Genomic DNA, 12136 nt, shown 5'->3' on the forward strand with positions numbered 1-12136 from the left:
TCGGCACGACGGCGAATGCCTCACCCGATGCCGTAGGTGCGGAGCGCGTTCGTCGTGGTGATCTCAGCCAGTTCGGCCGCCGGCCGGTCCAGCAGGTCGGCCAGCGCCCGCACGGTGTAGGGCAGGCAGTACGACTCGTTGGGCGCACCGCGGAACGGGTGCGGGGTCAGAAACGGTGCGTCGGTCTCCACCAGCAGCAGCTCGGCGGGGACGACGGCAGCGGCCTCGCGCAGCGCGTGGGCGTTCCGGAAGCTGACCGTCCCCGACAGGCTGACCATCCATCCGTTGGCCGCGCAGGTGCGGGCCATCGCGGCGTCGGAGGAGAAGCAGTGAAAGATGACCGACTCGGGTGCTCCCTCGGCGGCCAGCACGTCGAGCACCTCGTCGTCGGCGTCCCGGTTGTGGATCATCAGCGGCTTTCCCACCCGTTTGGCCAGGTCGATGTGCCAGGCGAAGGCCTCACGCTGCACCGCGGGGTCGGCGCAGTCCGCCAGCTTGCCCGGCCAATACATGTCCATACCGGTCTCCCCCACCGCCACCACCCGCGGCCGGGCGGCCAGCACCTCCAGCTCCGCCTTCGCCGCGTCATCGAGCGCGTCGGCGCGGGTGGGATGCAGCGCCACCGCGGCGTACACGCGTGGATCCCAGTCCGCGGCCCGCGCGGCCCAGCGCGCGGCGTCCAGGTCGTCGGCGATGGTGACCACGGCCTGCACCCCGACCGCCGCGGCCCGGTCCACGATCGCGGTGACATCGGCGGCGGTCTCGGCGCCGCAGGCGTCGAGGTGGGTGTGCGCGTCGATCAGTGGCGCGAGGGGCTCCGGCACCGGCGGCGACTCGCGCTTTGCACTCACGGCCCACACTCTAGGGTGAACCTGAAATGAGTACGCCTTACTACATCACCACAGCCATCGACTACCCCAACGGTGCGCCGCATATCGGTCACGCCTACGAAAAGACGGCCACCGACGCGATCGCCCGCTTCAAGCGCCTCGATGGTTTCGATGTCCGCTTCCTCACCGGAACCGACGTGCACGGCCTCAAGATGGCCGAGACCGCCGCCGCCGAGGGCATCCCGACCGCCGACCTCGCGCGCCGCAACTCCGATGTGTTCCAGAGCATGCAGGAGAAGCTGAACATCTCCTTCGACAGGTTCATCCGCACCTCCGACGCCGACCATTACGAGGCGTCCAAGGCGATCTGGCGGGCGATGAACGAATCCGGCGACATCTATCTGGGCACCTACGCCGGCTGGTACTCGATCCGCGACGAGCGGTTCTTCGCCGAGGACGAGACCGAGCTGCTGCCCGACGGTTCGCGCATCGCCGCCGAGACCGGCACACCGGTCACCTGGACCGAGGAGCAGACCTACTTCTTCAAGCTGTCCGCGTACGCCGACCGGCTGCTCGCCCTCTACGCCGAACACCCGGAGTTCATCGGGCCCGATGTCCGACGCAACGAGGTGGTCAGCTTCGTCTCCGGCGGTCTGCGCGATCTGTCCATCTCACGCACCACGTTCGACTGGGGCGTGCCGGTCCCCGATCATCCCGATCACGTCATGTACGTGTGGGTCGACGCGCTGACCAACTATCTGACCGGCGTGGGTTTCCCCGACACCGCCGCCGAGTCGTTCCAGCGGTACTGGCCCGCCGATCTGCACGTGATCGGCAAGGACATCATCCGGTTCCACACCGTTTACTGGCCGGCGTTCCTGCTGTCTGCGGGTATCGCGCTGCCGCGCAGGGTGTTCGCGCACGGCTTCATCAACGTCAAGGGCGAGAAGATGAGCAAGTCGGTGGGCAATGTCATCGACCCGATCGCCCTGGTGGATGCCTTCGGTGTGGACCAGGTGCGGTACTTCCTGCTGCGGGAGGTGCCGTTCGGCCAGGACGGCAGTTACAGCGAGGAAGCGATCATCGGCCGGATCAACGCCGACCTGGCCAACGAGCTGGGAAACCTGGCCCAACGTTCGCTGTCGATGGTCGCCAAGAACCTCGACGGTGTCGTGCCGACGCCGGGTGAGTTCAGCGCCGAGGACGCGGCGCTGATCGCCCTCGCCGACGCGCTGCTGCCGCGGGTGCGTGGCCATTTCGACGAGCCCGCCATGCACCTGGGGCTGGAGGCGATCTGGTCGGTGCTCGGGGCCGCCAACCGGTACTTCTCCGCGCAGGAGCCCTGGGTGCTGCGCAAGACCGACGAGCAGCGCTTCGCCACCGTGCTCTACACGACGCTGGAGACCGTGCGGATCGCCGCGCTGTTGATCCAGCCGGTGATGCCGGCCTCGGCCGGCAAGCTGCTCGATCTGCTCGGCCAGCCCGCCGACCAGCGCGACTTCACCGCCATCGCGACCCGGTTGGTCCCCGGCACGGCGCTGCCGACACCCGAAGGAGTGTTCCCGCGATACCAGGAACAGTGATCTGAGCCACACTTGCACGCAAGGTGTCACACTCGGAGCGGCACCGGTGTCTTGAGGGCATGACCCCTCATAGACAGGAGAGCACCATGACTCAGAAGACCCGCGTCGTCGTCCTCGGTGGTGGATACGCCGGCGTGCTGGCCGCCAACCACCTGCAGCAGCAGGCGGTGGACGTCACCCTGGTGAACGCGCGCCCGGCGTTCGTCGAACGCATCCGGCTGCACCAGCTCGCCGTCGGCAACGACGACGCCGTGGCCGGCTACGACGACCTCCTGCACGCCGACGTGCGCCTGCTGGTCGACCACGCGCAGCGCATCGATACCGCGACGCGACGCGTGGAAGTGGCCTCCGGAACCGCACTGGACTACGACTACCTGATCTACGCGGTGGGCAGCACCAGCGGCGCCGCACCCGAATTCGCCTACCGGATCGCCGAATTGGAGGATTCGCAGGCCCTGGCCGCCCGGCTGCAGGACGTCCCGGCAGCGGCCCCGATCGTGGTGGTCGGCGGGGGCCTGACCGGTATCGAAGCGGCATCGGAATTCGCCGAGGCCGGCCGGTCGGTCACCCTGGTGACCGGTCCGGTGCTGGGGCCGTCGCTGAGCGTCCCGGGCCGCCGGTCGGTGGCCAGGCAACTCGCCAAGCTGGGTGTCAGTGTGATCGAGGGCCCCACCGTGACCGCGGTGACCGCCCACGACGTGACGCTGTCGGACGGGCGCGTTCTGGAGAGCGCCGCGACCGTGTGGACCGCCGGGTTCGGGGTACCCGCGCTGGCGGCCGACAGCGGCCTGCGCACCGACGCGTTGGGCCGGTTGCTCACCGACGAGACGTTGACCAGTGTCGACGACGACCGGGTCATCGCCGCCGGTGATGCCGCCGCGCCCTCGGGTGTGCCGCTGCGGATGAGCTGCCAGGCCGCCCTGCCGCTGGGCGCCCAGGCCGCCAACACGGTGCTGGCACGCATCGCGGGATCCGCACCGGCGCCCATCAATCAGGCCTTCACCGGGCAGTGCATCAGCATCGGCCGCGACGGCGGCACCATCCAGCTCGCCCGCACCGACGACACACCGATCCGGGTGTATCTCGGCGGGCGCACCGCGGCCCTGGTCAAGGAACAGGTGTGCAAGGGCACGCTGTCGTTCCTGCGCAAGGAGGCCGCCAAACCGGGTGCCTACTTCTGGCTCAAGGGCGGCAAACGCGCCCGCCGGATCGAACTCGCCCGAGCATGAGCGAGCACGCCGACCGGTTCACCGCCCTGCGGCCGCTGCTGTTCACCATCGCCTACGAAATTCTGGGTTCGGCAACGGAATCCGACGATGTGCTGCAGGAGAGCTACCTGCGCTGGGCCGAGGTGGACCTGGATACGGTGCGCGATACCAAGTCCTACCTGGCTCAGCTGGTCACCCGGCAGTCCCTCAACGCCCTGCGCGCGCAGGCCCGGCGCCGCGAGGAGTACGTGGGCCCCTGGCTGCCGGAACCACTGCTAGTGGACGCCGATGACGCCGGCACGGATCTGGTGCTGGCCGAGTCGGTGTCCATGGCGATGATGGTGGTGCTGGAGTCGCTGAGCCCCGATGAGCGCGCGGTGTTCGTGCTGCGCGAGGTGTTCGGCTTCGGGCACGACGAAATCGCCTCGGCCGTCGGCAAAACCGCGGCCGCGGTACGCCAGATGGCGCACCGCGCCCGCGAACACGTCCAGGCCCGACGGAAACGGTTCGAGCCCGTCGACCCGGCCACCAGCGAGCAGATCACGCTGCAGTTCTTCGCCACCGCCGCCACGGGTGACGTCAGCAAACTGATCGAACTGCTCGCGCCGGACGTGGTCTGGACGGCCGACAGCGCGGGCAAGGTCAGCGCCGCCCGCCGCCCGGTGCACGGCGCCGACCGGGTGGCCCGGCTCATCATCGGGCTGTTGCGGACGGCCGGCACCGCGGGCCGTGTCGAAATGGCCACCTTCAACAACGCGCCGGCCCTCAAGCTCTACCTCGGCGAGCGGTTCGAAGGCATCATCACCGTGGAGATCACCGAGGGCCGGATCTCGCACTTCTATGCGATGCGCAACCCGGAGAAGTTGACCACCGCCACCATCCCGCGCGCCATCAGCCGCTAGCTTCTGACAGGCTGGGCCGGTGCGCATCGACCCACTCGGCCCGCTGGGCAGTGCCCCCGGGGTGCTGCGCTGGATCGCCGACGCCGGGGCGCGGATCGGCCTGGCACCGCCGGCCGCGTTGATCGGCGACTGGTTCGGATCCCGGGCCGTCATCGCCCCGTCGCTGCACGCGACACCGGCCACCGAGGTGCCCGATGTGCCGCCCGGGGAATCGGCGGCCGTCGGCGGTGGCTGGTTCGGCTACCTGTCCTACCCGGACGGGCCCGGCACGCACCGCATCCCGGACACCGCGGGCGGCTGGTCGGATTCGGTGCTGCGCCAGGACGCCGACGGGCTCTGGTGGCATGAAAGCCTTTCCGGTGCAGCACTTCCCGAATGGCTGTCCGGGGTCACCGAAACGCCGCCGCGGCCGTACGCCATGACGTGGACCGCACCCGAGCGCGATCGACACCGGGCCGCAGTGGCGGCGTGCCTGGCCGCCATCGCCGCCGGGGAGATCTACCAGGCCTGCGTCTGCACCCAGTTCCATGGCCACATCACCGGTGACCCATTGGATTTCTTCGTCGATGCCGTCAGTCGAACCGCCCCGGCACGGGCCGCCTACGTCGCCGGCGACTGGGGCGCGGTGGCCTCGCTGTCCCCCGAGCTGTTCCTGCGGCGGCGCGGCGAGTCGGTCATCTCCAGCCCCATCAAAGGCACGCTGCCGCTGCGCATGTCACCCCACACGCTGCGCGAGTCGGTCAAGGATGTGGCCGAGAACATCATGATCGTGGACCTGGTGCGCAACGATCTGAGCCGCGTCGCGGTCACCGGGTCGGTGACGGTGCCCGAGTTGCTGCGGGTGCGTGCGGCTCCGGGCGTGTGGCACCTGGTGTCCACCGTCGCGGCCCGGGTCCCGACCCATGTGCGGTTGTCCGAGGTGCTGGCGGCGACCTTCCCGCCGGCGTCGGTGACCGGCACCCCGAAGGGCCGGGCCCGCGAACTACTGCTGCAGTGGGAGTGGGAACGCCGCGGAATTTATTGTGGCACCGTCGGTTTGGCATCACCGAGCGCCGGGACCGAATTGAACGTGGCGATCCGGACGGTGGAGTTCGACGCCCACGGCACCGCGGTGCTCGGCGTCGGGGGCGGGATCACCGCGGACTCCGACCCGGCCGCCGAATGGGAGGAATGCCTACACAAGGCGGCCGCCATCGTGGGACTCGGTCAGCCCGCCACCAGCGATTCGAGGGTGGCCACCCATTCGCCGATGCCGGAGAACACGTAGAAGCCGATCTCACCGGCGGCGGTCACCACGATCAGGTGGGTCTGCCCGCCGACCAGCGAGCCCTTGAAGACCGTTGCCTCCCGCACCCCGGTGATGGCCTCCAGGGGCACCTCGATCGTCTTTCCCGTCAGCGTCCGGAAGACCAGCCGCCGGCGCGTCAACGCGATCACCCCGGCGTTCTTCACCGTCGGGTAGCCGTCGGCCGTGGCGCCACGGTAGGAACCCTGCTCGGGCCCGCGCAGCACCGTCTCACCGGCGAGTTCGGCACCGAGTTCGTCGACGACCGCGGCACCGCGCCTGCGCAGCCAGCGGACCAAGGGCACGGCGATCAGGGCCAGCACGAGCAGGATGGCGAACACCAGCACCACCACGAACACCGTCGTATTCACGATGACCCCCGTCAGCTCATTCGCGCGCCTTCAAGATCGCATCGTAGAGTTCGCGCCGCGATGGCGCGCCCGGATTCGCGGCGACGACCTGCGCGCACGCGTCCTTCACCCGCATGCCGTCCTCCACCAACTCGGCCACCTCGGCGAGGAGGGTCTGCAGGTCGGTCTGCGGGAGCGCACCGGCCAGGACCACGGTGATCTCGCCGAGCACGCCGTCGGCGGCCCAGTCCGCAAGCTCGCCGAGCGTGCCGCGTCTGATCTCCTCGTGGGTCTTGGTCAGTTCCCGGCACACCACGGCCCGGCGGCCCGGACCGAGCGTATCGACGGCGTCGCGCAGGGTCTCGGCCAGCCGGCGCGGCGACTCGAAGAACACACAGGTGCGCCGTTCGCCGGCGAGCTCACCCAGCCAGGTGCGCCGGGCCGCCTGTTTGCGCGGGGCGAACCCCTCGAAGCAGAACCGGTCGGCGGCCAGACCCGATACCGCGAGCGCGGTGGTCACCGCCGACGGGCCCGGCAGGCAGCTCACCGGCAGGCCGGCTTCGATACACGCGGTCACCAACCGGTAGCCGGGATCGTTGATCAGCGGCATCCCGGCATCGCTGATCAGCAGCACCGTGGCGCCCGCGGCGATCTCCTCGAGCAGCATCGGCACCCGGCTCGCCTCGTTCTGGTCGAAAACGCTCAGCACCCGCCCGGCCGGGGTCACCCCCAGCGCCGCGGCCAGCGCACGGGCCCGCCGGGTGTCCTCGGCGGCGATCACGTCGGCCGACGCCAGCGCGTCGACAAGGCGCGCCGACGCGTCCCCGGGCTGGCCCAACGGGGTGGCAGCCAGCAGCAGTCGGCCCGTCAGCACCAGCACAGCCTACGATCGTCGGTGATGACCGCTCCCGACACCGTGCTTCCGGAGCGCGCCGCACCCGTGATCAGCCCGGGACCGCTCGTGCCGGTACCGGACTTCGGGCCCGTCGACCGGCTGCAGGGCTGGGTGATGACGGCCATCATCGGGGCGCTGGCCGCGCTGACCCGGTTCCTGAACCTCGGGTCCCCGACCGACGCGGGTACCCCGATCTTCGACGAGAAGCACTACGCCCCGCAGGCCTGGCAGATGCTGGGCAACGGCGGCCTCGAGGACAACCCCGGCTACGGGCTGGTGGTGCACCCGCCGCTGTCCAAGATGCTGATGGCCGTCGGCGAATGGCTCTTCGGCTACACCGGGCTGGGCTGGCGGTTCTCCGGCGCGGTGTGCGGCGTCATCATCGTGATCCTGGTGGCCCGCATCATCCGGCGGATCAGCCGCTCGACACTCGTCGGGGCGATCGCCGGGCTACTCGTCATCGCCGACGGGGTCAGCTTCGTCTCGGCGCGCACCGCGCTGCTGGACGTGTACCTGGTGGTCTTCGTGGTGGCGGCCTTCGGGGCGCTGATCGTCGACCGCGACCAGGTGCGGATGCGGATGCACACCGCGCTGCTGGAGGGTCGGATCGGCGAGACGCCGTGGGGCCCCCGGCTCGGGGTGCGCTGGTGGCGGTTCGGCGCCGGTGTGCTGATGGGGCTGGCATGTGCCACCAAATGGTCCGGGCTGTACTTCATCGCGTTCTTCGGCGTGATGACGCTGGCCTTCGATATCGCCGCCCGGCGCCAGTACCGGGCCCCGCGACCGTGGCTGGGCACACTGCGGCGCGACACCCTCCCGGCGGTGTACGCGCTGGGCGTGATCCCGTTCTGCGTCTACCTGGCCTCCTATGCGCGCTGGTTCGCCTCCGAGACCGGGGTGTACCGGCACGAGGTGGGCCGCACCATCGGTGAGGGCGGGCTGCTGCCGGACGCGATCCGCTCGCTCTGGTACTACACATCCTCGGTCTACAAGTTCCATTCCGGGCTGACCAATGCCGCCGGCAATCACCATCCGTGGGAATCCAAGCCGTGGACGTGGCCGATGTCGCTGCGGCCGGTGCTCTATGCCATCGATCAGCAGAACGTGTCCGGCTGCGGCGCACAGTCCTGCGTCAAGGCGGTGATGCTGGTCGGCACCCCGACCATGTGGTTCATCGCCGTGCCGGTGCTGTTGTTCGCGCTGTGGCGGATGTTCGTGCGCCGGGACTGGCGTTATGCCGCCGTGCTGGTGGGCTATTGCGCCGGGTTCCTGCCGTGGTTCCTCGATATCGACCGGCAGATGTACTTCTTCTACGCCACGACGATGGCGCCGTTCCTGGTGATGTTGATAGCCCTGATACTCGGCGACATCCTGTACCAGCCGCGGCAGAACGCCGAGCGCCGCACGCTGGGCTTGATCGCGGTGAGTTGCTATGTGGCGCTGGTGATCACCAACTTCGCCTGGCTCTACCCGGTGCTCACCGGGCTGCCGATATCGCAGAGCACCTGGCATATGCAGATCTGGTTGCCGTCCTGGCGGTAGCGCCACATCTGTCCTGCGCCGTTTTCCACACCAGGGCTGCACATCCGGACGGTTGACGACCCTGTTGTGGAAAACGGCGCAGGACCGCAGGAGGTTATCCACAACCGGGCGCGGAACCGGTCCAGAATTGGTGCGTTTCTGTCGGACCGGCGCGTGAGTCTTCGGCCATGAGCACCCCCTTCCTCGGCCCCGAAGCGCTGCGGGCCGGACTGCTGACCCGCGGTCAACTGCGCTCGCGCTATGTCGCAGCGCATCCGCGCGTCTACGTCCGCAAGGACGTTCCGCAGCGGTTGTCGTCCAGGATCGTCGCCGCGTGGTTGTGGTCCGACCGCCAGGCTGTCATCGCCGGGCGCGCGGCCGCGTTCCTGCACGGCGCACGGTGGGTGGACGACCACGTGCCGATCGAGTTGATCACCCGGCACGGACGCAGGCGTCCCGGCGTCGTCGTGCGGGAGGAAAAGCTGGCCGACGACGAGATCTGCCGTATCGGCGACCTCGCCGTCACCTCACCCGCTCGCACCGCGCTCGATCTGGCCCGCTTCCTTTCGCCGGCCGAGGCCGTCGCACATCTCGACGGTTTGGCTGCTGTCACGGGTATCAGCGCCGCCGAAGTACTGACATCGGCCGCGCGATACCCAGGGCTGCGCGGAATCCGGCAGGCGCGGATCGCCCTGGATCTGATGGACCCTGGCTCACAGTCGCCGAAGGAGTCGTGGCTGCGCCTGATACTCGTCCATGGCGGCTTTCCTCGGCCGCGCACCCAGATACCCGTCACCGACGGCGTCAACACCGCATATCTGGATATGGGCTACGACGGCCCGAAGGTCGGGTTCGACTACGACGGCGCACTTCACCAGACCGACAGACGCCGATTCGTGCACGACATCGGCCGTGCGGAGATGATCGACCGGCAGGGCTGGATCGACATCCACGTGGTGGCCGAGCATTCGAAGGCCTTCATCCTGCACCGAGCACGGGAGGCGTTCGCCCGGCGCGGCCATCCGGTGCCGCCGATTTCTCCATGAGGGCGGTGAACTGTGCCGCGCGGCGACCCTCGTGCAGAAAACGACGCCACCCGACCACCTCAACTATGGTTGAGGTCGTGGAGATCCACGAACTGACTCCCGGCGAGCTGGCACACCGCAGCGGGGTGGCGGTGTCCGCGCTGCACTTCTACGAGCGCGAAGGGCTGATCACCTCCCGGCGCACCTCGGGCAACCAGCGCCGCTACCCCCGCGAGACCCTGCGCCGGGTGGCGTTCATCCGGATGTCGCAGCGCCTGGGCATCCCGCTGGCCCGCATCCGGGAGGCGCTGGCCACCCTGCCCGACGACCGGGTTCCCACCAGCAAGGACTGGGCCCGGCTCTCGGCAGGCTGGCGCCAGGACCTCGAGGACCGGATCGTGCACCTGCAACGCCTGCGCGACAACCTGACCGGCTGCATCGGCTGCGGCTGCATGAGCCTGAAGGCCTGCCAGCTGGTCAACCCCGAGGACATGCTGGCCGATCACGGTCCCGGCGCGGCCAACCTCTGATATCGAACGCATGTGCGATACCCTGGAGTCGTGTCTCTGGCCGTTCAAGGGTCGCTCTTCGACCACGACGAACGTCGCAACCTGGGCGCGGGCGCCTGGATCGACGTGCGGGCCGGCTGGCTGAACGGCTGGTTGGACGAGGGCGGAACCCTGTTCGACGAACTGCTCGAGGCCATTCCGTGGCGGGCCGAGCGCAGGCAGATGTACGACCGGGTGCTCGCCGTACCCCGGCTGGTCAGCTTCCACGACCTCACCGCCGGGCCCGCCCCGCACCCGGCGATCGCGCGACTGCGCCGGCGCCTCAACGACATCTACGCCGGCGAACTCGGCGAACCGTTCACCAGCGCCGGGCTGTGCCTCTACCGCGACGGGACCGACAGCGTGGCATGGCACGGTGACACCGTGGGGCGCAGCAGCACCGAGGACACCATGGTGGCGATCGTGAGCCTGGGCGCCCGGCGGACCTTCGCCATGCGGCCACGCACCGGGGAACGCTCGCCGGGGTCGCCCGGCCGGCACCATCGGTCCCTGCGGCTGCCCCAGGGGCACGGGGATCTGCTGGTGATGGGCGGATCGTGTCAGCGGACCTGGGAGCACGCGGTCCCCAAGACCGCACGACCGACGGGCCCGCGGATCAGCATCCAGTTCCGCCCGCGCGACGTGCGCTAACCGCGTACCGCGGCCACCGCCGCGGTCAACACATCCCTGGCCTTCTGGGTGTCCACCGGCGCCACCGGGGTGTTCGGTATCACCAGCGGGTTGGCGGTGACGATCACCAGATAGTTGTCGAATGTCGCGACGTAGTTGAACAACTCACCGCTGTGGGGCTTGCCGTCCACCACGGTCTGCACGACGCGATGGGTGCCCAGGACCCGGACGCCGTCCATCTTCGGGGACTCCACCACCTCCACCAGGCCGCGGACGCCCGGACCCCCGTAGGCCACCTTCTGGCAATCCGGACCGGGCTCGTTGAACGGGACCGCCTCGCTGGTCTCGACGGCGATCGCGATGAAGCGGTTACCCTTGCCCTCCGCCGTGGTGGCCGCCATGTTGCCCTGCGCTCCCGGCGGAATGGCAAGGCCCGCGGCGAATTTCGCGCAGGCCTGCGGCTCCACTTTCACCCCTGCGGGTATCGCGGCGGGCGCGAGCAGCTTGGGGTCGATACCGGTGGGGCCGGTGGTGGTCACCTGGAAACCCGAGTCGAATGCCGACTTGACGTCGAATACGCCGGTGATACCCGCACCCTGTTCGGGTTCGCCTGCGGTGCACGATGTGAGCGCGGCTGCGCAGGCGGCGAGGACGAGCACCCGTGACGAGAACATCGCCGCCAATCTACCGGCCTCCCCCACCGACGGCGGTCACCGTCTGCGCCAGCAACCGCGCGGCGATATCGGGTCCGAGCACCGGCAGCGCCGAACCGGGGTCGGTCACCACGGTCACGGATGCGACGTAACCCGAGCCCAGATAGGCGCTGACGGTGTCGGCGTGCGAACGCGTCTCGGTACCGCCTTCGACAACCGTGGTGGCCACCGTGCTCATGGCGACGGTCGGCGTGTCGGCGATCGCGGGCGGTGGCACCGCGCGCACGGCAGCCGTGGTGCGTCCGCCGCTCAGCGACCAGACCGCACACCCCTCGGGCACCGACGAGGTGACCCCCGGTCCCGCGACAAGGGCGTACACGATGCCCCCCGGACCGGACGCCGACCAGCCCCGGACCGGCGCGCCGGCACCAGGATCGGCCAGCACACCGCACTGCACCGGCTCTGCCGTCCAGTTCGGGGTGAGCCCCCAGAACGCCGCCGGCGCAGCGTGATCGGCGAGCGCACCCACCTCGTAGCCGGGCGGCAGGTCGGTCCGCACCCGCGCGACCGCGGCGGGATTGATGTCCTCGATCGCGCCGGTGGCCGGCGGCGGGGTCGGTGTGGTGGGCCGGGGCGCACCACACCCGGCGACGACGAGCGCAGCGCCCAGACAGATCGCGTAGCCACGCATGAAGCTGTGGTATCA

General features: G+C 69.6%; 13 protein-coding genes. 8 read left to right on the forward strand and 5 right to left on the reverse strand.

All coding sequences use genetic code 11. The features are described from left to right. Window positions 1-20 precede the first annotated feature (20 nt). A complete protein-coding gene (locus tag A7U43_RS24110) occupies window positions 21-860 on the reverse strand; it encodes a TatD family hydrolase (protein ID WP_068000046.1) in 840 nt (279 codons plus the stop codon). A 17-nt stretch (window positions 861-877) separates the two neighbouring features. On the opposite strand from A7U43_RS24110, the gene metG reads away from it, so the two are divergent. The 4 genes from metG (at window position 878) to A7U43_RS24130 (ending at window position 5790) form a co-directional block, all read left to right on the forward strand. After that, entirely contained in the window at window positions 878-2413 is a 1536-nt protein-coding gene (gene metG / locus A7U43_RS24115) for a methionine--tRNA ligase (RefSeq protein ID WP_068000047.1), read from the forward strand. 86 nt (window positions 2414-2499) lie between these two features. Next, on the forward strand, window positions 2500-3642 hold the full coding sequence (locus tag A7U43_RS24120) for an NAD(P)/FAD-dependent oxidoreductase (RefSeq protein WP_082902288.1): 1143 nt from the start codon (window positions 2500-2502) through the stop codon (window positions 3640-3642). Beyond that, on the forward strand, window positions 3639-4523 hold the full coding sequence (locus A7U43_RS24125; RefSeq protein ID WP_068000049.1) for an RNA polymerase sigma-70 factor: 885 nt from the start codon (window positions 3639-3641) through the stop codon (window positions 4521-4523). The genes A7U43_RS24120 and A7U43_RS24125 overlap by 4 nt, the downstream gene beginning before the upstream one ends. Before the next feature lie 19 nt (window positions 4524-4542). Next, on the forward strand, window positions 4543-5790 hold the full coding sequence (locus A7U43_RS24130) for an aminodeoxychorismate synthase component I (RefSeq protein WP_068000050.1): 1248 nt from the start codon (window positions 4543-4545) through the stop codon (window positions 5788-5790). Here the strand turns inward: A7U43_RS24130 and A7U43_RS24135 are convergent. Both A7U43_RS24135 and rsmI read right to left on the reverse strand, forming a co-directional pair. Continuing rightward, window positions 5730-6179 carry a hypothetical protein gene (locus tag A7U43_RS24135; RefSeq protein ID WP_231963451.1) on the reverse strand — a complete coding sequence of 150 codons (450 nt, stop codon included), beginning with the start codon at window positions 6177-6179 and terminating at the stop codon, window positions 5730-5732. The two genes, A7U43_RS24130 and A7U43_RS24135, sit on opposite strands and share 61 nt — an antisense overlap. 16 nt (window positions 6180-6195) lie before the next feature. Next, window positions 6196-7032 carry a 16S rRNA (cytidine(1402)-2'-O)-methyltransferase gene (rsmI, locus tag A7U43_RS24140; RefSeq protein WP_068003644.1) on the reverse strand — a complete coding sequence of 279 codons (837 nt, stop codon included), beginning with the start codon at window positions 7030-7032 and terminating at the stop codon, window positions 6196-6198. A 24-nt stretch (window positions 7033-7056) separates the two neighbouring features. Here rsmI and A7U43_RS24145 point away from each other — a divergent pair, with 24 nt between their 5' ends. The 4 genes from A7U43_RS24145 to A7U43_RS24160 all read left to right on the forward strand — a co-directional run bounded on the left by A7U43_RS24145 (window position 7057) and on the right by A7U43_RS24160 (window position 10798). Further along, complete coding sequence (locus A7U43_RS24145; protein WP_068000052.1) at window positions 7057-8595, forward strand: dolichyl-phosphate-mannose--protein mannosyltransferase; 1539 nt, start codon at window positions 7057-7059, stop codon at window positions 8593-8595. Between the two features lie 167 nt (window positions 8596-8762). After that, window positions 8763-9620 carry a hypothetical protein gene (locus A7U43_RS24150; protein WP_068000053.1) on the forward strand — a complete coding sequence of 286 codons (858 nt, stop codon included), beginning with the start codon at window positions 8763-8765 and terminating at the stop codon, window positions 9618-9620. A gap of 65 nt (window positions 9621-9685) precedes the next feature. Further along, window positions 9686-10129, forward strand: a complete 444-nt coding sequence (gene soxR / locus A7U43_RS24155; protein WP_068000054.1) for a redox-sensitive transcriptional activator SoxR — start codon at window positions 9686-9688, stop codon at window positions 10127-10129. A 30-nt stretch (window positions 10130-10159) separates the two neighbouring features. Then, window positions 10160-10798: an alpha-ketoglutarate-dependent dioxygenase AlkB gene (locus A7U43_RS24160; protein WP_068000055.1), complete on the forward strand. Its 639-nt coding sequence runs from the start codon at window positions 10160-10162 to the stop codon at window positions 10796-10798. On the opposite strand, the gene A7U43_RS24165 is transcribed toward A7U43_RS24160, so the two are convergent. Together A7U43_RS24165 and A7U43_RS24170 are read right to left on the reverse strand one after the other, a co-directional pair. Continuing rightward, a complete protein-coding gene (locus A7U43_RS24165; RefSeq protein ID WP_068003647.1) occupies window positions 10795-11451 on the reverse strand; it encodes a DUF5642 family protein in 657 nt (218 codons plus the stop codon). The two genes, A7U43_RS24160 and A7U43_RS24165, sit on opposite strands and share 4 nt — an antisense overlap. Before the next feature lie 10 nt (window positions 11452-11461). After that, window positions 11462-12121 carry a DUF5642 family protein gene (locus tag A7U43_RS24170; RefSeq protein ID WP_068000056.1) on the reverse strand — a complete coding sequence of 220 codons (660 nt, stop codon included), beginning with the start codon at window positions 12119-12121 and terminating at the stop codon, window positions 11462-11464. Window positions 12122-12136 lie beyond the last annotated feature (15 nt).

This window comes from Mycobacterium adipatum (assembly GCF_001644575.1).
Taxonomy (GTDB): Bacteria; Actinomycetota; Actinomycetes; order Mycobacteriales; family Mycobacteriaceae; genus Mycobacterium; species Mycobacterium adipatum.

What these genes read in the sequence shown, in the direction of transcription:
- A7U43_RS24150 (WP_068000053.1), top strand. Translation starts at nt 8,763, where the DNA reads ATGAGCACCCCCTTCCTCGGCCCCGAAGCGCTGCGGGCCGGACTGCTG.
- A7U43_RS24165 (WP_068003647.1), bottom strand. Translation starts at nt 11,451, where the DNA reads ATGTTCTCGTCACGGGTGCTCGTCCTCGCCGCCTGCGCAGCCGCGCTC.
- A7U43_RS24145 (WP_068000052.1), top strand. Translation starts at nt 7,057, where the DNA reads ATGACCGCTCCCGACACCGTGCTTCCGGAGCGCGCCGCACCCGTGATC.
- A7U43_RS24125 (WP_068000049.1), top strand. Translation starts at nt 3,639, where the DNA reads ATGAGCGAGCACGCCGACCGGTTCACCGCCCTGCGGCCGCTGCTGTTC.
- soxR (WP_068000054.1), top strand. Translation starts at nt 9,686, where the DNA reads ATGGTTGAGGTCGTGGAGATCCACGAACTGACTCCCGGCGAGCTGGCA.
- A7U43_RS24120 (WP_082902288.1), top strand. Translation starts at nt 2,500, where the DNA reads ATGACTCAGAAGACCCGCGTCGTCGTCCTCGGTGGTGGATACGCCGGC.
- metG (WP_068000047.1), top strand. Translation starts at nt 878, where the DNA reads ATGAGTACGCCTTACTACATCACCACAGCCATCGACTACCCCAACGGT.
- A7U43_RS24170 (WP_068000056.1), bottom strand. Translation starts at nt 12,121, where the DNA reads ATGCGTGGCTACGCGATCTGTCTGGGCGCTGCGCTCGTCGTCGCCGGG.